The following is a 19,632-nucleotide window of genomic DNA, read 5'->3' on the forward strand; positions in this document are numbered from 1 at the left end:
GGCCCGCCACGCGGCGTCGGCCCCGGGGGTCACGGGAGCCAGAGGTGCGGCAGACCGGCCGCCATCCGCCCCTCGGCGACCCGGTCGGCGGCCTCGGCGGGGGTGATGCCGTGCTCGTCGGCCGTCCTCAGCACTTCGGTCGTGTGGTCGAAGATCGCCGAGGTCGCCTTGCGGGCGCGCTCGAGGTCGAATCCGTGGAGCTCGTCGCTGACCTGGATGACGCCGCCGGCGTTGACGAGGTAGTCGGGGCAGTAGGTGATGCCCCGCTCGCGGAGGCGGTCGGCCGTGCCGCCGGGCCCCTCGTCGACGAGCTGGTTGTTGGCGCCGCCGCACACGATGCGCGCCGACAGCCTCTCGACGGTCACCGCGTCGAGGGCTCCGCCGAGCGCGCACGGCGCGTAGATGTCGAGCGGCTCGCCGAGCATGCTCGGCACGTCCGGCACGGCCGCGATCTCCGGGAGATCGCTGCGGAGCGCCTCGATGGCCCGCGCCGAGACGTCCGTCACGACGACGCTCGCCCCGTCCTCGACGAGGTGCCGGGCGAGCCGCCGCCCGACCTTGCCGACCCCGACGATCCCGACGCGCCGGCCGGCGAGCGTCGGCTCGCCCCACACGTGGGCTGCCGCGGCCCGCATACCCTCGAAGACGCCGTATGCCGTGAGCAGGCTCGAGTCCCCGGCCCCGCCGTTCTCCGGGGAGCGTCCGGTCGCCCACCGGGTCGTGCGAGCGACGACATCCATGTCGGCGACGTAGGTCCCGACGTCGCAGGCCGTGACGTACCGCCCGCCGAGCGACTCGACGAACCGTCCGTAGGCCTCGAGGAGCTCGGGCGTCTTCTCGGTCGCGGGGTCGCCGACGATGACGGCCTTGCCGCCGCCGTGGGCCAGGCCGGCGAGGGCGTTCTTGTAGGACATGGCGCGCGACAGGCGCAGGACGTCGCTGACGGCGTCCTCGATCGTCGCGTAGGGGAAGAAGCGCGTTCCGCCGAGACCGGGTCCGAGCCGCGTGTCGTGGATGGCGATGACGGCGCGCAGGCCGGAGGCGCGGTCGTGGCAGAAGACGACCTGCTCGTGGTCGGTCGAGCCGGCGCGGCGGACCACCCGACGAGCCCCCTGGTCGGCCGCAGCGTCGGTTGAGTCAGGAGTGCCTGGAATGCCCGAAGCCGTCCCCTGAACGGCCGTCGGCTCCGCGGGTGCTGGCGCCGTGCCCGCGGGTCGGGCGGGGTCCGGAATGGGCTGGTTCGGCGTAACGTGAACTGGGCTGGTCTGCGTCACGGTGGTGACTCCTTCCGTCGGGACGTGCGGGTCGCGCACGATCTCCAGCGTAGGCACCCTCAAGCCACACATCTGCCACTGACTAGTCATTTTGGGGGATTGACTCACTGATCCCCCCGTTTCACCACCATAGGGAGGTTCGACGCGTGAGGATGGGATGCGTGGGCTTGGGGGGCTCTGAGCCGACGATACCTGCTGACGTATTCCAAGAATGAGGTTCACCGGTGCCAGACCGACCTGCCGAGGACCGGCAGCTTCTGACGCCTGCCGAAGTGGCGCGACTGTTCAGGGTTGACCCGAAGACCGTCACGCGCTGGGCTCAGGCCGGCAAGCTGTCGTCCATCCGAACCCTGGGGGGCCATCGGCGTTTCGACCGCGACGAGGTCATGCAACGCCTAGCCGAGCACGGCGATCCCCAGGACGCCGACGGCTGACGAGCCGCCGATAACGTGCGCACCCGGGCCGCGAGGTCCGGGGCGCTGTCACCTGCTCGGGTGACGCGAGCCGCCGGGGGGCGGTGCGCGGACCCGGGTAGGTCCCGCACGTGCCGAGGAGATCACTCGCTCCGAGGAGTTTCCCGCACGTGCCGAGCTGATGTCGTCCACACGCGCTGTCGACGACATCACCTCGGCACGTGCGGCGCCTCCGGGGCTGGGTCGAGCCTCCCCGGAAGGGGACGCGCGGGCGCGGGAGGCGACGAACAGTCCCGTATGCCGCATACGCCGGGCCCCGGCCCATCGCGGGGCTGCCGTATGCCGGGAGCCGCCTTCCGGCATACCCACGCGTGCGCATACGATCCGTCGTGAGGTCACGAGACCCAGCACCAAGCCCCGGCTGGCTGGGCGGCAACCCTCCTCTCGCGGTGGGGTGCCCCGGGAGACGACCTGGTCGGCGCCACCCGGCGTCGGCAAGCGCGGGTCCTTCACCGATCGACCCGGCACCACGACCGTCCACCGGGAGGCACTCGGTGGCTCATCGACGAGGAGTTGCCCCGATGCCCTGGTCCTTCGAGACCCGCCAGATCCACGCCGGCCAGACGCCCGACCCGACGACCGGGGCACGGGCGCTGCCCATCTACCAGACGACGTCGTTCGTCTTCGAGAGCGCCGAGCAGGCCGCGAACCGGTTCGCGCTGTCCGACCTCGGCCCGATCTACACGCGGATCGGCAACCCGACGACCGAGGTCGTCGAGAACCGGATCGCCGACCTCGAGGGCGGCGTCGGCGCGCTGCTGCTCGCCTCGGGGCAGTCGGCGACGACGCTCGCCCTGCTCAACCTCGCCGGGGCCGGTGACCACGTCGTCGCGTCGGCGTCCCTCTACGGCGGGACGTACAACCTGTTCCACTACACGCTGCCGAAGCTCGGCGTGAGCGTCGACTTCGTCGACCGTCCCGAGGACCTCGACGCGTGGCGGGCCGCCGTCACCCCGCAGACGAAGGCGTTCTTCGCCGAGTCAATCCCCAACCCCCGCTCGGACGTCCTTGACGTGGAGGCGGTCGCCGGGCTGGCCCACGAGGTGGGGGTGCCGCTCATCGTCGACAACACCATCGCGACGCCCTACCTCCTGCGCCCGTTCGAGTACGGCGCGGACATCGTGACCCACTCGACGACGAAGTACCTCGGCGGCCACGGCACGTCGATCGGCGGCGTCATCGTCGACGCGGGCTCGTTCGACTACGCGCAACATCCCGAGCGGTTCCCCGGCTTCAACGAGCCGGACCCGAGCTACCACGGCCTGGTCTACGCCCGGGATCTCGGCGTCGGCTCCGCCTTCGGGGCGAACCTGTCCTACATCCTCAAGGCGCGCGTCCAGCTGCTGCGCGACCTGGGCCCGGCGATCTCGCCCTTCAACGCGTTCCTGCTCGCCCAGGGCATCGAGACGCTCTCGCTGCGGGTCGAGCGGCACGTCGCGAACGCCCAGCGGGTCGCCGAGTGGCTCGAGGCCCGCGACGACGTCCTCGGGGTGTCGTATGCCGGTCTGCCGTCCTCCCCGTACCACGCCCTCGCGGAGAAGTACCTGCCGCGCGGTGCCGGCGCGGTTCTCGCCTTCGAGCTCGCCGGAGGCTCCCCGGCGGGCCAGGCGTTCGTCTCCGCGCTCGAGCTCCACTCGAACGTCGCGAACATCGGGGACGTCCGCTCGCTCGTCATCCACCCGGCCTCGACGACCCACTCGCAGCTGACGCCGGAGGAGCAGTCCGCCTCCGCGGTCACTCCCGGGCTCGTCCGGCTCGCCGTGGGCCTGGAGCACATCGACGACATCCTCGCCGACCTCGAGCTCGGCTTCACCGCCGCCAAGTCCGCCACCGCCTGATCGGCGTCCTCGGCCGAGGGCGCTATAGCCCCCGGCCGAGGGTGCTATGGCCCCCGGCCGAGGGTGACCATGGCCCTCGCCCGGGGTATGCCTGTGGCCCCGGCCGGGGCCGGGCCGACGTCTCGGGGCCGCGCAGCAGCCCGCTGTCAGCCGGCCGTGAGCAGCACCTTGAGGGCGTTCGTCTCCGCGGCGCGTCCGAAAGTGTCGTAGGCGTCGAGGATGTCGTCGAGCGCGAACCGGTGACTCACGAAGCCGTCGACGTCGAGCCGCTCCTGGGCGAGGAGCCGGATGAGCGTCGGTGTCGTGTCGGTGTTGACGAGCCCGGTGGTGATGGTGAGGTTCTGGATCCACGCGGTGTCGAGAGGGAAGGTCACCGGGACCCCGTGGACACCGACGTTCGCCAGGTGGCCTGCGGGGCGGACGAGTGAGAGCGCCATGTCCCACGTCGCGGGGACGCCGACCGCCTCGATGGCGACGTCGACGCCGAGCCCGTCGGTCATCGCGAGAACCTGCTCGCGCCAGTCGGCGTCCGAGGCGACGACGCCGTCGGTGGCCCCGAACCGCCGGGCCTGCGCGACCCGGTTGGCGTCGAGGTCGATGGCGACGATCCGGCTCGGCCCGTAGAGGCCGGCCGTCACGATGGCGGCGAGACCGACCGGGCCCGCACCGACGACGGCCACGACGTCGCCGGGGGACACCTGCCCGTAGCGGACGCCGATCTCATGGCCGGTGGGAAGGATGTCGCTGATGAGGACGGCCCGCTCGTCGGAGAGGCCGGCGGGGATCCGGTAGAGCGAGGTCTCGGCGAACGACACTCGGACGTACTCCGCCTGCGTGCCGTCGATGAGATGCCCGAAGATCCAGCCGATGCCCGGTGCCCCTTCGTCGGCCTGGCAGTGCGAGTAGACACCCTTGCGGCAGTAGGCGCACTTACCGCACGAGCTGATGCAGGAGATGATGACGCGGTCGCCCACCGCGAGGTCGGTGACCGCCTCGCCCACCTCGGTGATGGTGCCGACACCCTCGTGGCCGAGGACGCGACCGTCGGTGACGGCGGGTACGTCGCCGTGGAGGATGTGCAGGTCCGTCCCGCAGATGGTGGTCGTCTCGACCCTGACGATCGCGTCGGTGGGCTTCTCGATGACCGGGTCCGGCACCTCCTCCCACGCCTTCGAGCCGGGTCCGTGGTAGACGAGCGCCTTCATCGCGAGCTCCCTTCCGTGTCGTCGCTGCGCATGAGAACGGTGTGGGGAGAGCGGGCCGGCGGCCCGCCGCGACCACGACCCCTCGCGGAGGCGGTCATCGCCGCCGGGCCGGCTCTCCACTACTCACCGTAGTACTGCCGTGGCCGGTGGGGTCGGTGACGTGGGCCACGGCACATGACGCGCGGCATACGCACGACGGTGGACGGCGCACGGCCGAACGGCTGTGGACGGCGCACGGCGCCCGAACCGCCGCGGCCGAACCGGCATACAGAATGCGCACAGCGGGCGGCCGGGTGAGCGACCGCCCCGGCGACGGCCTCAGGAGGGTGGGGTGGTCAGCGGATGCCGTCCCAGAGGGCGCGTTCGTCGCCGTCGGGGTCGTCGACGACGGTCACGGTGTCGGTGATGACCCCGGTCGTCCGCGTGTCCGGCGTGTAGGTCGCCCACCCCGGGTCGCCCGTCGCGACGAACGAGACCCACGCGCCGTGCGCCGCGTCCGCGACGGAGTCCGGCACATCGGACCCGACGATGATCTTGAGACCGCCGATGTGCTGGGTGCGGAAGACATACGGGATCTCGACGGCATGACAGGCCCCGAAGCCGCCGTTGGTCTCCTTCGAGGGGTGGTCGAACCGGTACACCCATGTCCCTGCCTCGCTCGCGGCCCGCGCCTCGGCGACCCGAAGGGCGGGCACGGCGAAGAACCAGTCGGTGACGAGGGCGGCGAGGACATCGCCCGGCGACGCTCCCGGCCGGTTCGCCCGGTAGTGCGCCACGCCCTCCGGCGACAGCCCGTATGCCGCCGCCCCGCCGACGAGCATCGCCTCGTCGATGTGGTCGATGGCGCCCGGCGCGACGAGGAAGAGCCGGGACTCGTCCCGGTTGGAGCCGGTCATGAGCCGCACGGACGAGGAGACACCACCGGCGAAGGCTTCGAGCGGGTGCTGCGGCAGCGTCGCCGGGTCGACGACGGGCGCGAACGGCAGCAGGCTCAGGGCGAGGGTGCCCCAGACTGCCGGGTCGGGCGTCGACTGGACCTCCGTGACGAGGTCGGCGGCCGCGGTGACGAGCGTCGGCAGCTCCACGGCGGCCAGCGCCTCGCGGGTCGGCTCGACTCCGAGCATCTCGGCCAGGCGCGCGGTGACCCGGAGCGCGATGTCCGGCGTGAGGGTGTGCGCGGTGGCGCCCGACTGGGTGACGGCCTGGGCGAACAGCCCCTCGGCGGCCGGCATCGCGAGGAGCGTGGTGACGCTCATCGCCCCGGCCGACTCCCCGGCGACCGTGACGCGCGACGGGTCACCGCCGAAGGCCGCGATGTTGTCGCGCACCCAGCGCAGCGCGGCGATCTGGTCCTGCAGCCCACGGTTGGCGGTTCCGGACCCCTCGTCGGCCGCGGTGTAGAGGAACCCGTCGGCGGCGAGCCGGTAGTTGATCGTCACGCAGACGACGCCGTCCCGCGCGAAGGCCGACCCGTCGTACTCCGGGAGCGATCCCGAGCCGTTCATGAACGACCCGCCGTGGACCCACACGAGGACGGGGAGCCCCGGCCCACCGGCGCCGACGGCCGCCTCGGGCGCCCAGACGTTGAGGTTGAGGCACTCCTCGCCGGGGATGGTCACCTCGGGGAAGAGCGGCTGGTATGCCGGCGGGTAGTCGCCCTTGGGAACCGTCGGCCCGTATGCCGTCGCGTCCCGGATGCCGTCCCAGGGCACGACCGGCCGTGGCGGCTGGAACCGGTTCGCGCCGAACGGCGGGGCCGCATACGGGATCCCGAGGAAGCGGGCGACGCCGTCCTCCTGCGACCCGCGAACCGTGCCTCCGGTGACCTGGACCTCCATGGACGCTCCTCACGTGTGATGGTGTCGACGCGCCGAGGGCCGGTCCGCCGTCTCGCCAGGCTATGGCCATCCGCTGACCCCCATGTGCCGTATCGAGCCACCCGGCCCCCCGTCCCCTCGCCTTCTCGGATTTCCCCGCGCCTCGCTTTATCGGGTGACCCCACAACACTGAGCTTCACCCGACTTTCGTTGTCGGGTGAGGCTCAGCCTTCCGGGGTGACCCGATAAAGCTGCGGGGGGAGGCGGAGAATGAGCGGGTGCGGGTCATCACGGCGAACGTCAACGGCATCCGGGCGGCAGCGCGTCGCGGTGGTCTCGAGTGGCTCGCGGCGGCCCGGCCGGACGCCCTGTGCCTCCAGGAGGTGCGCGCCGACGACGGCACCCTGTCGGCGATCCTCGACGGCGCCGGCTTCGGCGACTGGTCCGTCGCCCACACCGAGGGATCGGTGAAGGGCCGCGCCGGTGTCGCCGTCGTGACGGCCTCGCCGCACAAGGAGGTTCGGGTCGGCATCGACGGGGACTTCGCCGAGCAGGGGCGCTGGGTCGAGGCGGACGTCGTCGTGGGCGACCGGGTCGTGACGCTCGTCTCGGCATACGTCCACACGGGTGAGGCGGGGACGCCGCGGCAGGTGGAGAAGTACGCGTTCCTCGACGCGATGACCCAGCGGATGAGCATGGTCACGGCCCAGGACGGGTATGCGGTCGTGACGGGGGATCTCAACGTCGCCCACCGCGAGGAGGACCTCAAGAACTGGAAGGGCAATCTCGGCAAGTCCGGCTTCCTTCCTCTCGAGCGAGCCTCCTTCGACCGGTGGTTCGCCGAGCTGGGCTGGGTCGACGTCCACCGGGCGCTCGCCGGCCCGGGGCCTGGGCCGTACACGTGGTGGTCGTGGCGGGGGAAGGCCTTCGACAACGACGCGGGATGGCGCATCGACTACCAGCTCGCGTCGCCGGCCCTGGCCCGCGTCGCGCGGACGGCCCGCGTGGGACGGGCTGCGACGTATGCGCAGCGGTGGAGCGACCACGCCCCCGTCGTCGTCGACTACGCCCTCTGAGCCCGAGGACCGCCTCGAAGCCGACGTCGGGCGCGACGGGTTCGATCCGCGTGCCATGGCTGTGGAGCACCCGGACAGCTCCATCCCCGCAGTCGCGGTCTCCTCTCGTCCATGACAGGGGAAGGCATCCACCTCGCCGAGTGGTTGGCATACCGTCGTATGTCATGGACGACCTTGTTCGGGCGGGCGACAACCCGCTCATCCAGCTGTCCCTCGCCGAGCTGCGGACACGGACGAGCATGAAGTGGCGGGCCCATCCCGGCGACGTCCTGCCGCTCTGGGTCGCCGAGATGGACGTTCCGCTGGCACCGCCGGTCCTCGAGGCGCTGGTCGCGGCGCTCGACCGCGGGGACACGGGGTACCCGGCGGGCACGGCCTACGCCGAGGCTGTCCGCCGGTTCGCTGCCGACCGGTGGGACTGGCCCGGGCTGGCCGTCGAGCGGACGGCGGTCGTGCCCGACGTGATGATGGGCATCGTCGAGATCCTGCGGCTGATCAGCGAGCCTGGTGACGTCGTCGTCGTCACTCCGCCGGTGTATCCGCCGTTCTACGCGTTCGTCACGCATGCGGACAGGCGCGTCATCGAGGCCCGGCTCGGGGCCGCTGGCCGTATCGATCACGAGGCTCTGGAGGCCGCCTTCGTCCGGGCGCGTGCGACGTGCTCCCACCCGGTCTTCCTGATGAGCAACCCACACAACCCGACCGGTGTCGTCCACACCCGCACCGAGCTGGAGTCGGTCGCGGCCCTGGCCGCCCGGCACGGCGTCCGGGTCGTCTCCGACGAGATCCATGCACCGCTCGCCCTCCCGGGGGCGCGGTTCACGCCGTATCTGTCGGTCGCCGGGTCCGACGACGCCTTCGCGCTGCTGTCGGCGTCCAAGGCGTGGAACCTCGCCGGGCTCAAGGCCGCCCTGGCCGTCGCCGGACCCGCGGCCGCCGGCGACCTCGCCCGGCTGCCCGAGGAGGTGAGCCACGGGCCGAGCCATCTCGGCGTCATCGCCCACACGGTCGCCTTCGGTGACGGAGGCCCCTGGTTGGACCGGTTGTTGGCCGGTCTGGGGGCCAACCGCGACCTGTTGGGTCGGCTCGTCGCCGAGCGTCTCCCCGGCGTCACCGTGACCCCGCCCGAGGGCACCTACCTGGCGTGGCTCGACTGCACCGCGCTCGGACTCGACGAGGGCTCGGCCGCCGAGGGGCCAGGCGTCGTCAGCGAGCTCGCAGGGCCCGCACGCTTCTTCCTCGACCACGCCCGAGTGGCGCTCAGCTCGGGCCACGTCTTCGGATCGGGCGGGGCCGGCCGTGTCCGCCTCAACTTCGCGACCCGACCCGACATCCTCACCGAGGCCGTCGCACGCATGGCCGAGGCGCTCGACCGCCGCTCAGCCGACCTCGCGTGCTGACATCGACAGAGAAGACTCTCGGAAAGGGCCTTATGAACCCACACCATGGACGCCGCCACGGGCCAGGTCGAAGCGGACCGACCATGACCAGGCGACCGACAGCCAGAGCCCTGTGGGACTCCATCGCCGCGACCTTCCGCACGACCAAGCCCGACCTGTCCGACGAGGCACTCGCGGGGCGGGTCGAGGAGATCCTCGCCGACAACGGCGGGATCCGGTGCGCGCGGGGTTGGGCGTCCGCCACGACGCCGTCCCGTGTCCGGCCGCCCCGCCGGGCATCGTCCGCACCGGACGAGTCGGGGGACTCGCCCGCATCCGGATCGTCGCCTGACGACGTCGCCTGACCGCCGTCGCCCTGCCAGCGGCCGGCCGCCCTCCGGGACCGGTCAGCTGCCCACGAGGTCCACGGCCCCGAGGATGATGGCCAGGTAGGTCGCGGAGCGGTCGGACCCGATGATCCCCGGGGCCATCCGGTTCATGACGTAGGAGACGGTCAGCCCTCGGTCGAGGAACATGACGGTCATCGACCCGCCCCAGCCACCCCAGAAGCAGGTGCGCTCGTCGGGGAGGTAGGGGATCGTCTCCACGTCGGGCAGCGCGAAACCGATGCCGAAGCGGAGCGGAATGCCGAGCACGAGGTCGACGTTCCTCGACTGCTCCTCGAAGATGCGGTCGATGGTGGCCGGCGACAGCAGGCGGACGCCGTCCACCTCCCCACCGAGGGTGATCGCGGAGAAGGTGCGGGCGAGGGCTCGGGCGTTCGTGTGCCCGTTGAGCGCCCCCATGTCGGCACGCCTCCAGGGGATCGTGTTCGCCGCCCTGGCGTCGACGACCGGTCCGGTGAACGTCTTGACGGCGGGAGAGTCCGGGCCCAGGGCCTCGATGTCGAAGGGGATCGGGGGTGGCGGGATGATCTCGGCGCACCGGGCGTCGTCCTCGGGGCGGGCGCCGATCTGCAGGTCGACGTCTAGCGGGCCGGCGATCTCCTCGGCGACGAACTGCTTGAGGGTCCGGCCGGTGACCCGGCGGAGGATCTCCCCGAGGAGGTGGCCCTGGTCGTTCGCGTGGTAGCCCGACGCCGTGCCCGGCTCCCACCACGGTGCCTGCGCGGCGAGCCGTGAGGTGGCCTTCTCCCAGTCGTACATGTCCTCGAGGACGAAGGGTTGGTCCCATCCGGAGACACCGGAGGTATGCGACATGATGTGGCGCACCCTGATGTCCGCCTTGCCGTTCCGGGCGAACTCCGGCCAGTAGGTCGCGACCGGCTCGTCGAGGTCGATGAGCCCGCGGTCGGCGCACCTGAGGATCGCGAGGGCGGTGATCTCCTTGGTCGTCGACCACACGTTGACGATCGTGTCCCGATCCCACGGCTGGGTGCGGGCCGCGTCGCGATATCCGCCCCAGATGTCGACGACCGTGTCGCCCCCGAGGTTCACCGCGATGGAGGCGCCGAGCTCCTCCTTCGAGGCGAGCTTCGCCGCGAAGGCGGCCCGGAGCGCCTCGAACCGCCCGTCGACATCCCCATGGACACGAGGGTTGCTGGCATCCATGTGAACTCCTTCGTTCGGGTCGTCCGAGGAGGCGACGAGGACGGTGCGGGCGTCCGCCGTGGGCCGTGAGCGGAGCCTACGACACCTTGGTCACGTCGAGGACCTGGGACCGCATCCACGGCCCGGACCACCACATCCGCCAGCCGATACCGCGAGGGCGGACCGGCGAGCCGGACAGCTCGCCCAGCGTCACGGCATACTCACGGATCCTCGGCAGGTCGACGATGACGAGCCGTCCGCCCGGGGCGAGGCAGCGCCAGGCCTCGGTGACCGCTCGCGCGCGGGCCGCCGCCGGCTTGACGTTGTGGATGGACAGGCTCGCCGTCACCAGGTCGAAGGACCCGTCGGGGAACGGCAGGTCGGTCATGTCGGCCGTGAGGAGGGTGAGCCGGTCGGCGACGCCGTTCGCGCGGGCGTTCGCCTCGGTGGCGGACGGGTCGTTGCCGGACTGGTCGACCGATCGCCAGAGATCGACGCCGGTCACCTCGGCATCCGGGAACCGCAGGGCTGCCGCGATCGCCACGGCGCCTCGGCCGCAGCCGATGTCGAGGACCGATCGAGGCGGTGGGTCGCCCAGACCGGCGAGCAGCTCGGCCCAGACCTCGAACTTCCCCCGCTTCGTCGAGTGGACGTAGAGCAGGCCCCCGGCCACGAAGCAGAGGCCGAGGACGAGGAAGGTGAGGACCGTCCCGCCGGGAGCATGCCCGAGCGTCGTGAGGACGGCGATCACGAGGTAGAGGGCTCCGAAGCCGAGCCAGACCCAGGGCACCCACGGCGCGTCCGTGCCGTAGTCACCTGCGGGGCGTGCCGGAAGCGCCTGGTCCGTCGACGTCATGGTGGCGACGGTACGCCCGGCCGACCCGGCTGCGACATCCACCGGGCGGTGGACGACGCAGCCGGGTCGATGCCCGGTCAGAGCGTCTCGGTGACCTTGCGGAGCCCGCGGGGCGCATCCGGGTTCCCGCCGCGGGCGAGCGCCAGGTGTCGCGCCAGCTGCTGGAAGGGGATGATCTCCAGGAGCGGCGACAGCGCCTCGGGCAGGCCGCCGGGGAGGGCGATCCCGTGATCGGCCGTCGCGACGACGGCGGGTGTGCCGACGCACATGACGTCGGCCCCCTGCTCGGCGAGACGGGGGAAGACGCTGCCCATCGCCTCGCCACCCACCCCTGCGGAGGCGATGGCGAGGACCGGCACGGTCGGGTCGATCATGGCCAGCGGCCCGTGGAGGAGATCGGCGCCGGAGAAGGCCTGCGCCGAGAGGTAGCACGTCTCCATGAGCTTGAGGGCCGCCTCCCGAGCGGTGGGGTAGGAGTATCCCCGGCCCGTCGTCACGAGGCGCGAGGCGAACCGGTAGCGCTGGGCGAGGGCCGCGACGGCGTCGTCCGCGTCGGCGCCGACGAGCTCGTCGCCCGCCGCGCAGAGCGCCTCGATCGACGGGGCGGCGCCGTGCCGCACGGTGGCGAGGAGGAGGTGGAGCGCGAGCAGCTGGGCCGTGTACGACTTCGTCGCCGCGACGGCCCGCTCCGGACCGGCGAGCACGTCGACGTGGGCCTCGGCGGCGCGCGCCAGGGGCGAGGTCTCGTCGTTCGTCACGGCGACGGTGAGGGCGCCGCGCTGCCGCGCGACCTCCATGGCCTGGACGAGGTCCGGCGAGCCTCCCGACTGGCTCACCCCCACCATGAGGACGCCGGTGAGGTCGGGACGCGCTCCGTATGCTGTCATCGTCGACGGGGACACGAGGCCGCAGGGCAGCTCGTGCTCGACCTCGACGAGGTACTTGGCATAGAGAGCCGCGTGGTCGCTCGTCCCCCGGGCGACGAAGAGGACGAAGCGAGGCCGGTATGCCCGGATGAGCGCGGCCGCGCGGGCGATGTCCCCGTCCGGGCCGGCGGCCGAGGCGAGCCGGCGCCAGACGGTCGGCTGCTCGAGGATCTCGGCCGCCATCAGATCCCCCGGCCCGGGCGACGACAACTCGGCAGGTGCGGGGTTGTCGTGGTTCGCGATCGCTTCGGGCGACGACAACTCGGCAGGTGCGGGGTTGTCGTGGTCGGGGGTGGCGTCCCGCGGGGTCGTGCCGAGGGCGACGGGGGTCTCGGGGGTCGAGGTGGCGGAGGGGTCGATGGAGGAATCGGTGAGGGGGTGGGGTGTCATGGCGTGGGTCTCCTTCAGGACGAGATGGCGGGGTCGAGGGCGAGGCGGACGGCCCCGTGGGCGGGTGCCCGGTCGAGGAGCCGCAGGTCGGTGATCCCGTGCTCCGCGAGGCGTGCGGTGAGGGCCGTCCGCAGCTCCGGCTGATGGACGAGGAGTCCACCGCCGAGGACGACCGACGGGCTCATCGGGTCGTCGAGGACCGTGTGGACCTGGGTGACCAGAGCCGTGAGGGCATCGGCGGCGGCACGGACGATGACCTGTGCGCTCGGGTCGCCCTGCGCCGACAGGTGGAAGACCGCGGCGGATCGCCGCGCCCAGAAGCGGCGCTCCACGCGCGTGTAGAACACGTCGAGCAGCTCGCTCGCATCGGTCGCACCGCACTCCGCCACGAGACGCGCGGTGAGCGGGTCCGGCGGCAGCCCGCGATCGACGCGGCCGAGGGCATGGCGGACCGCGTCCCGGGCCACGCCGTAGCCGCTTCCCGCGTCGTCGAGGAGATAGCCCCACCCACCGGCACGCGCGGTGCGGCCGTCCTCGGTCCGGCCCCAGGCGACCGATCCGGTGCCGGAGATGAGGGCGATACCCGCCCGCAGGCCGGCCGCCGCGAGGATGAGATGGGTGTCGTGGACGACGACGACTCTCGCCCCGGGGAAGCGGTCCGTGATGAGACCGCGCAGCCGGGTCGCGGCCGCCGGGGTGTCGACGCCGGCCGCGCCGGCGCAGACGACGTCCGGCGTCCCGTCGTGGCCCTGCGCCGCGAGCCCCGCGATGGCGGCGTCCAGCTCGGACCGTGCCCGATCGAGGCCGACCGAGGCGATGTTGGCGCTCCCGGCATACGACTCGGCGTAGTCCGCCACGACGGTGGTCGTGGATGCGGGTGCCCCATCGGGTGAGGCGTCTCCAGCGGGGGTGGTGAGCGTGGCGGAGGGCGTGGTGAGGGCGGCCGCGGTGGGTGTGGCTGCCGGTCCCCGACCGGGTGAGACGTCTCCGGCGGAGGGGTGGGTCCGGTAGCTCACCGCGTGCGTCTTCGAGCCGCCGATGTCGATGCCGATGGCGTGCATCGTGGGCGCCGTCACTGCGCGTCGAGCGGGGACGTGTGGGCGGAAGCGTCCGACTCGGGCCAGCGGCCGCCGTTCTCCCAGTAGTGCCGGATGTCCTCGAGCTGACGGCCCTTGGTCTCGGGAGCGAGCTTGGCGACGAAGGCGAAGGCGGCGACCGCGAGGAGCCCGAAGACGACGAACGTCCCTGCCCCACCGAGCTGCTGGAGCATCGAGAGGAAGACGAGACCGACGACGACGTTCGCGACGAGGTCCGAGGTCAGCATGGCGCTCGAGCCGAGCGAGCGGAGGTGCGCGGGGAAGCTCTCACCGGCATACACCCAGACGAGCGCGCCGAAACCGAAGGTGAACCCGACGGTGAAGAGGAGCAGGCCGATGAAGCCCAGCGCGGTGAGCGCCCCGCCGAACGACGATCCCTGGGTGAAGACGAGGACGAGGAGGGCGTTGGCGAGGACCATGATGGCGATGCCGGTCAGCAGGATCGGGCGACGTCCCATCCGGTCGACGAGGATCATCGAGACGAAGACGGCCGCGAGGCCGGCGACCTGGACGAGCGCGGGCAGTCCGAGGAGCGCGAAGTGGCCCGAGAAGCCCATCGCCTCGAAGATCCGCGGGCTGTAGTAGACGATCGCGTTGATGCCGGTGATCTGGACGAAGAAGCCGAGACCGACGACGAAGAGCGCAGCGCGCAGGTACGGCGTGCGGAACATCTCCTTGAGGGCGTCGAAGGTGGACCGGCCGTTGGCGGTCGTCTCGGCGAGGTCGGCCTCCATCGCGTCGATCTCGGCGGCGACGTCGGCCGTCGGCTCGATCTGGCCGAGGACGCGCTCGGCGTCGGCGCGGCGGCCCTTCATCATGTACCACCGGGGCGTGTCGGGCAGTCGCAGGAGCAGGAGGGTGATGAGGAAGCCGGGGATCGCCGCGGCGCCGAGCATCCAGCGCCAGCTGCCGGTGCCGGCGAGGGCCCACGCGACGAGGTAGCCGAGGATGATGCCGGTGACCGTCGCCACCTGGTAGAGGACGAGCATCGCGCCGCGGATCGCCGCGGCCGCCGACTCGGCGACGAAGACGGGTACGACGACGACGGAGACGCCGATCGTCAGGCCGAGGAAGAACCGCGCCGTCATGAGGCTGGGGACGCTCCAGGCGAGCGCCGAGATGAGGGAGAAGAGGGCGAAGGTCGCGGCGACGGTGACCATCACCTTCTTGCGGCCGAGGCGGTTCGACAGCGCCCCGCCGAAGAGGGCGCCGATGACCTCGCCGATGACGACGGCCGTCGTGACCCACTCCTGCTGGTGGGTGGACAGGTGGAACTGCTTGCTGATGAAGAGCATCGCGCCGCCGATGTTCGACGAGTCGTAGCCGTAGATGATGCCGACCGTCGCCGCTGCGACGGCCACGAGGACGCCGAGTCTCGACGCCCCCTTGAGGTCCTGGACCAGTCCCATCTCGCTCCTTCGTGTTCTCGGGATGACTCGGTCTTCCCTGGGTGACTTCCTGTCGTCGGTCCGGCGCCTCCGGACCGTCGATTGGTCTAAACCAATACGAAGATTGGCATAGACCAATCGAGATGTCAAGAGATTGGTCTAGACCATGTGTAGACTGGTTCGTAGACCGCCGCAGCCCGGGCAGAGAGGAAGAGCCGTGATCGTCCGCGAGCCGAAGTACCACACCGTCATGGAGCAGCTCGCCGACTTCATCGCGGACGCCGAGCCGGGCACGCCCCTGGAGACCGAGCGGGAGCTCGCGACTCGGTTCGCGACGTCCCGCACGACGGTGCGCCAGGCACTCTCGGCGCTCGCGGCGGAGGGCCGGGTCGAGCGCACGCAGGGCAGCGGCACCTTCGTCGCCGAGCCCAAGCGGGTGTTCGTCCACCAGCTCACGTCCTACAGCGAGGACCTCCGGGCGCAGGGGCGGAACCCTGCCAGCATCTGGGTGTCGGTCGACAGGGTGACGCCCACTCGCGAGGTGAGGACGGCGCTCGCGCTCGACGGGTCCGCCAAGGTCCACCGCGTGGAGCGGGTCCGGCTCGTCGACGGCGAGCCGCTGGCCGCCGAGGTGGCGCACCTCGCAGGGTCCCTGCCCCGGCTACGCCAGGAGATCGACAAGCGGGGGTCTCTCTACCAGACGCTGCGCGAGGCATACGGCGTCTCCTTCGCTCGCGCGGAGGACATCGTCGAGACGGGGCTCGCCTCGCCCCGCGAGGCGGCCCTCCTGGGAGTCGACGTCGGGGCACCGATGCTCGTCGTCCATCGCACGGCATACGACACCGACGACCGGCCCGTCGAGTACACGCGCTCGGTCTTCCGCGGCGATCGCTTCCGCTTCGTCGCCCGGTCCTCCATCTGACGCTTCTTCCGGGGGATGCCCGGCGCGGCGGCCGCGGTCCGCGGGGGGTGTTGCGGTATGCGAGATGCGCGCGGAGGGCTCTTCCCCTGCTGCTCCACGACGGAGGTCCGGGGGACTTGACGAACCACCCTCTCGTCGGCACACTGATCGCCGTACCTAAATCGATTTAGGCATTGAGCCTAGCTTGGAGTCAACGATGACTGACATCTCCCGACGGGCCGTCCTCGGGGTCGTCGGCGTCGGCGCGGTCGCCGGCCTCACGGCGAGCTGGCCCCGCCTCACCGGGTCCGACATCCCCGGGCGCGGAACCGACGCCCTCAACGTCGCGATCCTCGGCACGAGCCAGGATGCGGCCTCGCGCGCCGGCCTCGTCCAGGCCTTCAACGCGAAGTTCCCCCACATCCCCGTGCGGATCCTGGCCATCCAGGGTGCCGACTGGTCGGACTTCTTCGCCAAGATCCTCACGATGGTCGCGGCCGGCACCCCGCCGGATGTCGTCGTCGTCGCGACGGAGGGAGCGCAGCTGTTCGCCGATCGCCTCGCCGCGCCTCTCGACGACTACGTCACCAAGGACGCGGAGGCGATGTCGGACTACTTCAGCGACGTCCATCCCGCACTCATCGAGTCGTTCATGTACAAGGGCCACCTCTTCCAGCTGCCCATCGACTTCAACGCGGCGAACATGTACTTCAACCTCGGCACCCTGTCCAAGGCGGGACTCGAGCTGCCGAGCTCCACGTGGACGGTCGACGACTTCCTCTCGACCGCCCGGGCGATGAAGAAGTCCTCCGGCGGTGGGCCGTTCGTGTCCTACTACTGGACCAACCGGCTGTGGGGCGGGGTGGTGCCCTGGCTCTACATCAACAACACCAGCTTCCTCACGGAGGAGAAGTCCCCCGGTGGCGACTGGCTGTGGAACCGGTTCTACGCGGGCGATCCCGCGGCGAAGGGCCGCTCGGGAGGCTATCTCTGGGAGCACTCCAACGCGCTGGCCGCACCGGTCGAGGAGTCGTTCGACGTCCTGCGGACCATCGTCCGGGAAGGCCTCGGGACGAGCCCGGCGCAGGGTGGTGGCAACCAGCTCGTCGCCCAGTTCGCCGGTGGCAGCATCGGGATGACGCCCGCGGGCGGCTACTGGGTCGAGGGCCTCAGCGAGGCCGGGATGGCGGGCAAGGAGTACGACGTCCAGTTCTTCCCGAAGATGCAGTCGCAGAAGGCGCAGTTCGGCTCGTCCGGCTACGCGATCATGAAGACCTCCAAGCGCAAGGACGACGCCTGGGAGTGGGTCAAGTTCTGCGTCTCGCGCGAGGGGATGAAGCTCGCCTTCCCCACGCCCAACACGACGCCCACGCGTCGATCGATGTGCAACGAGGCGCTCTTCGGCGCGAAGGGACCGGCCCACTGGAAGGTCTTCTACGACACGCTCGACACGCTGCCGTCGGCTCCCATCCCGGCCCCGCCTCAGCAGGCGGCCGTCGAGACCGCCCTCATCAAGAACGTCTCCGGCGCCGTCACCGCCGGAAGCCGGTCCGCCATGCAGTCCAACCTGCGCGCGCTCGACCGGGACCTCACCCAAGCCCTCAAGATCCAGGCCTGACCGGAGCAAGGAGTCCTGACATGACCACCGTCACGAAAACTCCGCAGGCCACCGAGCCTGCGTCAGCCAGCCGCGACACGGCGGCTCGCACCCGGCGCTCCGAGCGCCGGCTGGCCCTCGTCTTCCTCATCCCCACGGTCGGCGGGCTCGCCCTGTTCACCTTCATCCCGATCGTCGGCTCGCTCGTCCTCGCCTTCTTCAAGTGGGACGTCATCTCGTCGCCGAAGTTCGTCGGGCTGAGCAATTTCATCGACATCGTCGCGGACGGCACGGTCCGGCGGTCCTTCCTCAACACGATCCTCTTCGTCGTGACGACCGTCATCCTCCAGCTGTCGGTCGCCCTCGGCCTCGCCGCCCTCGTCCAGAGCAAGCTTCCCGGGTGGCTCCGCTCGATCTTCCGGTCGGTGTTCTTCTTCCCGCTCATCCTGTCGGCAGCGTCGGTGTCGATCATGATGTCCTACCTGTTCAACCAGCAGTTCGGCCTCGTCAACTGGCTCCTCGGACACATCGGCATACCGGCCGTCCCGTGGCTGAACTCCGGACCGGGCGCCATCGTCATGGTCATCCTCGTCTACGTCTGGCAGAACTTCGGCTTCTCCTTCCTCCTCTTCCTCGGCGGCCTCGCGTCGATCCCCCGGGAGGTCTACGAGGCCGCCGCCATCGACGGGGCCTCCGGCTGGCGCCAGTTCTCCCGGATCACGCTGCCCCTCGTCAGCCCGACGATCCTCGTCGCGTCCGTCATGGCGATCATCGCCTCGCTGCAGATCTTCGACCAGCCCTACGTCCTCACCCGGGGCGGCCCTGGCGACTCCACCCGAACCGCCGTCATGGTGATCTACGAATCGGCCTTCCAGCAGCTGCAGTTCGGGCGCGCCTCGGCGATCGGCCTCGTCCTCACCGTCCTCATCATGCTCGTCACCGCCGTCCAGTTCCGCCTCTCCCGCCGGTTCGTCTTCTACAGCTGAGGATCCTCGACATGACCACCAACACCCTTGTGGCACAGCAACGGTCGAAGCGCCCGCTGTCCGCGCGGCTCGCGTCGACGAGCAAGATCGTCTTCCTCGCCATCGCCGCGCTCTTCACCCTCGGCCCCGTCGTGTGGACGATCCTCACCTCCCTCCAGCCGCCGACCGAGTCGCTCGGTGCGACGCCGAGCCTCATCCCGAAGGACCTGAGCTTCGAGTCGTACAAGGCCGTCTTCCAGCAGGTCGACATGGTCCTGCTCATCGTCAACAGCGCGCTCGTCACGCTCCTGTGCGCCGTCGGGCAGATGATCACCGCGGCGATGGCGGGCTACGTCTTCGCGAAGATTGAGTTCCGCGGGCGAGGGCTGCTCTTCGGGCTCGTCCTCGCGACGATGATGGTGCCGATGCAGGTGACGATCGTGCCCGTCTTCATGCTCATCCGCGGGATGGGCCTGTCGGACACCCTCCTCGCCCTCATCCTCCCCGCCATCCCCACCGCATTCGGCACCTTCCTCATGCGGCAGTACTTCCTCGGCCTGCCGGACGAGCTCGGCGAGGCGGCCGCCATCGACGGAGCCGGTCCCTGGCGTACCTTCTTCTCCGTGTACGCACCCCTGGCGACGCCGGGCCTCGCGATCGTCGGGATCCTCGCGTTCAACTACCACTGGAACGAGTTCTTCCGGCCGCTCATCATGCTCATCAGCGAGAAGAACTACACGCTGCCGCTCGGCCTCGTGACCCTGCAGGGCAACAAGGGGACGGGGTCGGTGGCGACCATCCTCGCCGGCGTCGTCATCTCGATGATCCCCGCCCTGTTCGTCTTCATCTTCGGTCAGCGGACCCTCCGCGAGGGCCTCACGGCGGGCAGCCACCGGTGAG

General features: G+C 71.0%; 17 protein-coding genes and 1 riboswitch. Of the genes, 9 read left to right on the top strand and 8 right to left on the bottom strand.

Translation table 11 applies throughout. The features are described from left to right. Window positions 1–29: 29 nt before the first annotated feature. On the bottom strand, window positions 30–1,100 hold the full coding sequence (locus BN12_RS00175) for a Glu/Leu/Phe/Val dehydrogenase dimerization domain-containing protein (protein ID WP_048549524.1): 1,071 nt from the start codon (window positions 1,098–1,100) through the stop codon (window positions 30–32). Window positions 1,101–1,498: 398 nt separating this feature from the next. Between BN12_RS00175 and BN12_RS00180 the strand changes: the two genes are divergently transcribed. Both BN12_RS00180 and BN12_RS00185 read left to right on the top strand, forming a co-directional pair. Beyond that, window positions 1,499–1,708, top strand: a complete 210-nt coding sequence (locus BN12_RS00180) for a BldC family transcriptional regulator (protein ID WP_048549525.1) — start codon at window positions 1,499–1,501, stop codon at window positions 1,706–1,708. Between the two features lie 372 nt (window positions 1,709–2,080). After that, window positions 2,081–2,194, top strand: a riboswitch (SAM riboswitch). 74 nt (window positions 2,195–2,268) lie between these two features. Beyond that, window positions 2,269–3,585, top strand: a complete 1,317-nt coding sequence (locus BN12_RS00185; protein ID WP_048549526.1) for a bifunctional o-acetylhomoserine/o-acetylserine sulfhydrylase — start codon at window positions 2,269–2,271, stop codon at window positions 3,583–3,585. A gap of 146 nt (window positions 3,586–3,731) precedes the next feature. On the opposite strand, the gene BN12_RS00190 is transcribed toward BN12_RS00185, so the two are convergent. Beyond that, complete coding sequence (locus BN12_RS00190) at window positions 3,732–4,790, bottom strand: zinc-dependent alcohol dehydrogenase family protein (protein ID WP_048549527.1); 1,059 nt, start codon at window positions 4,788–4,790, stop codon at window positions 3,732–3,734. 335 nt (window positions 4,791–5,125) lie between these two features. After that, the gene (locus BN12_RS00195; RefSeq protein ID WP_048549528.1) at window positions 5,126–6,628 is read right to left on the bottom strand and encodes a carboxylesterase/lipase family protein; all 1,503 of its coding nucleotides are present in this window, start codon (window positions 6,626–6,628) and stop codon (window positions 5,126–5,128) included. Between the two features lie 257 nt (window positions 6,629–6,885). Between BN12_RS00195 and BN12_RS00200 the strand changes: the two genes are divergently transcribed. The 3 genes from BN12_RS00200 (at window position 6,886) to BN12_RS00210 (ending at window position 9,427) form a co-directional block, all read left to right on the top strand. Then, complete coding sequence (locus BN12_RS00200) at window positions 6,886–7,683, top strand: exodeoxyribonuclease III (RefSeq protein ID WP_048549529.1); 798 nt, start codon at window positions 6,886–6,888, stop codon at window positions 7,681–7,683. 164 nt (window positions 7,684–7,847) lie between these two features. Next, the gene (locus BN12_RS00205; protein WP_048549530.1) at window positions 7,848–9,083 is read left to right on the top strand and encodes a MalY/PatB family protein; all 1,236 of its coding nucleotides are present in this window, start codon (window positions 7,848–7,850) and stop codon (window positions 9,081–9,083) included. A gap of 83 nt (window positions 9,084–9,166) precedes the next feature. Next, complete coding sequence (locus BN12_RS00210; RefSeq protein ID WP_048549531.1) at window positions 9,167–9,427, top strand: hypothetical protein; 261 nt, start codon at window positions 9,167–9,169, stop codon at window positions 9,425–9,427. A 42-nt stretch (window positions 9,428–9,469) separates the two neighbouring features. Here BN12_RS00210 and BN12_RS00215 read toward each other — a convergent pair whose 3' ends face one another. From BN12_RS00215 to BN12_RS00235, 5 genes are all read right to left on the bottom strand, one after another. Beyond that, complete coding sequence (locus BN12_RS00215) at window positions 9,470–10,633, bottom strand: serine hydrolase domain-containing protein (protein ID WP_048549532.1); 1,164 nt, start codon at window positions 10,631–10,633, stop codon at window positions 9,470–9,472. A 76-nt stretch (window positions 10,634–10,709) separates the two neighbouring features. Then, the gene (locus tag BN12_RS00220; protein WP_157635247.1) at window positions 10,710–11,468 is read right to left on the bottom strand and encodes a class I SAM-dependent methyltransferase; all 759 of its coding nucleotides are present in this window, start codon (window positions 11,466–11,468) and stop codon (window positions 10,710–10,712) included. A gap of 77 nt (window positions 11,469–11,545) precedes the next feature. Continuing rightward, window positions 11,546–12,784, bottom strand: coding sequence for an SIS domain-containing protein (locus BN12_RS00225; RefSeq protein ID WP_327152410.1), 1,239 nt, complete (start codon window positions 12,782–12,784; stop codon window positions 11,546–11,548). A 14-nt stretch (window positions 12,785–12,798) separates the two neighbouring features. After that, window positions 12,799–13,845 carry an N-acetylglucosamine kinase gene (locus tag BN12_RS00230; RefSeq protein WP_157635249.1) on the bottom strand — a complete coding sequence of 349 codons (1,047 nt, stop codon included), beginning with the start codon at window positions 13,843–13,845 and terminating at the stop codon, window positions 12,799–12,801. Window positions 13,846–13,856: 11 nt separating this feature from the next. Then, the gene (locus BN12_RS00235; protein WP_048549533.1) at window positions 13,857–15,290 is read right to left on the bottom strand and encodes a sugar porter family MFS transporter; all 1,434 of its coding nucleotides are present in this window, start codon (window positions 15,288–15,290) and stop codon (window positions 13,857–13,859) included. 196 nt (window positions 15,291–15,486) lie between these two features. Between BN12_RS00235 and BN12_RS00240 the strand changes: the two genes are divergently transcribed. The 4 genes from BN12_RS00240 (at window position 15,487) to BN12_RS00255 (ending at window position 19,631) form a co-directional block, all read left to right on the top strand. Beyond that, complete coding sequence (locus BN12_RS00240) at window positions 15,487–16,191, top strand: GntR family transcriptional regulator (protein ID WP_327152414.1); 705 nt, start codon at window positions 15,487–15,489, stop codon at window positions 16,189–16,191. A 196-nt stretch (window positions 16,192–16,387) separates the two neighbouring features. Further along, the gene (locus BN12_RS00245; protein WP_048549534.1) at window positions 16,388–17,788 is read left to right on the top strand and encodes an extracellular solute-binding protein; all 1,401 of its coding nucleotides are present in this window, start codon (window positions 16,388–16,390) and stop codon (window positions 17,786–17,788) included. Window positions 17,789–17,808: 20 nt separating this feature from the next. After that, entirely contained in the window at window positions 17,809–18,753 is a 945-nt protein-coding gene (locus BN12_RS00250; RefSeq protein ID WP_048549535.1) for a carbohydrate ABC transporter permease, read from the top strand. 11 nt (window positions 18,754–18,764) lie between these two features. After that, window positions 18,765–19,631 (top strand): carbohydrate ABC transporter permease, encoded by an 867-nt coding sequence (locus BN12_RS00255; RefSeq protein ID WP_083454279.1) that lies wholly within the window; start codon window positions 18,765–18,767, stop codon window positions 19,629–19,631. The last annotated feature ends 1 nt before the right edge of the window (window position 19,632 follow it).

The sequence above is a fragment of the Nostocoides japonicum T1-X7 genome, from assembly GCF_001046855.1.
Lineage (GTDB): Bacteria > Actinomycetota > Actinomycetes > Actinomycetales > Dermatophilaceae > Nostocoides > Nostocoides japonicum.

Excerpts from the sequence above, each read along its gene's own strand:
- BN12_RS00185 (WP_048549526.1), top strand. The coding sequence starts at position 2,269 with ATGCCCTGGTCCTTCGAGACCCGCCAGATCCACGCCGGCCAGACGCCC.
- BN12_RS00190 (WP_048549527.1), bottom strand. The coding sequence starts at position 4,790 with ATGAAGGCGCTCGTCTACCACGGACCCGGCTCGAAGGCGTGGGAGGAG.
- BN12_RS00195 (WP_048549528.1), bottom strand. The coding sequence starts at position 6,628 with ATGGAGGTCCAGGTCACCGGAGGCACGGTTCGCGGGTCGCAGGAGGAC.
- BN12_RS00205 (WP_048549530.1), top strand. The coding sequence starts at position 7,848 with ATGGACGACCTTGTTCGGGCGGGCGACAACCCGCTCATCCAGCTGTCC.
- BN12_RS00210 (WP_048549531.1), top strand. The coding sequence starts at position 9,167 with ATGACCAGGCGACCGACAGCCAGAGCCCTGTGGGACTCCATCGCCGCG.
- BN12_RS00215 (WP_048549532.1), bottom strand. The coding sequence starts at position 10,633 with ATGGATGCCAGCAACCCTCGTGTCCATGGGGATGTCGACGGGCGGTTC.
- BN12_RS00220 (WP_157635247.1), bottom strand. The coding sequence starts at position 11,468 with ATGACGTCGACGGACCAGGCGCTTCCGGCACGCCCCGCAGGTGACTAC.
- BN12_RS00225 (WP_327152410.1), bottom strand. The coding sequence starts at position 12,784 with ATGACACCCCACCCCCTCACCGATTCCTCCATCGACCCCTCCGCCACC.
- BN12_RS00230 (WP_157635249.1), bottom strand. The coding sequence starts at position 13,845 with ATGCACGCCATCGGCATCGACATCGGCGGCTCGAAGACGCACGCGGTG.
- BN12_RS00235 (WP_048549533.1), bottom strand. The coding sequence starts at position 15,290 with ATGGGACTGGTCCAGGACCTCAAGGGGGCGTCGAGACTCGGCGTCCTC.
- BN12_RS00245 (WP_048549534.1), top strand. The coding sequence starts at position 16,388 with ATGACTGACATCTCCCGACGGGCCGTCCTCGGGGTCGTCGGCGTCGGC.
- BN12_RS00250 (WP_048549535.1), top strand. The coding sequence starts at position 17,809 with ATGACCACCGTCACGAAAACTCCGCAGGCCACCGAGCCTGCGTCAGCC.
- BN12_RS00255 (WP_083454279.1), top strand. The coding sequence starts at position 18,765 with ATGACCACCAACACCCTTGTGGCACAGCAACGGTCGAAGCGCCCGCTG.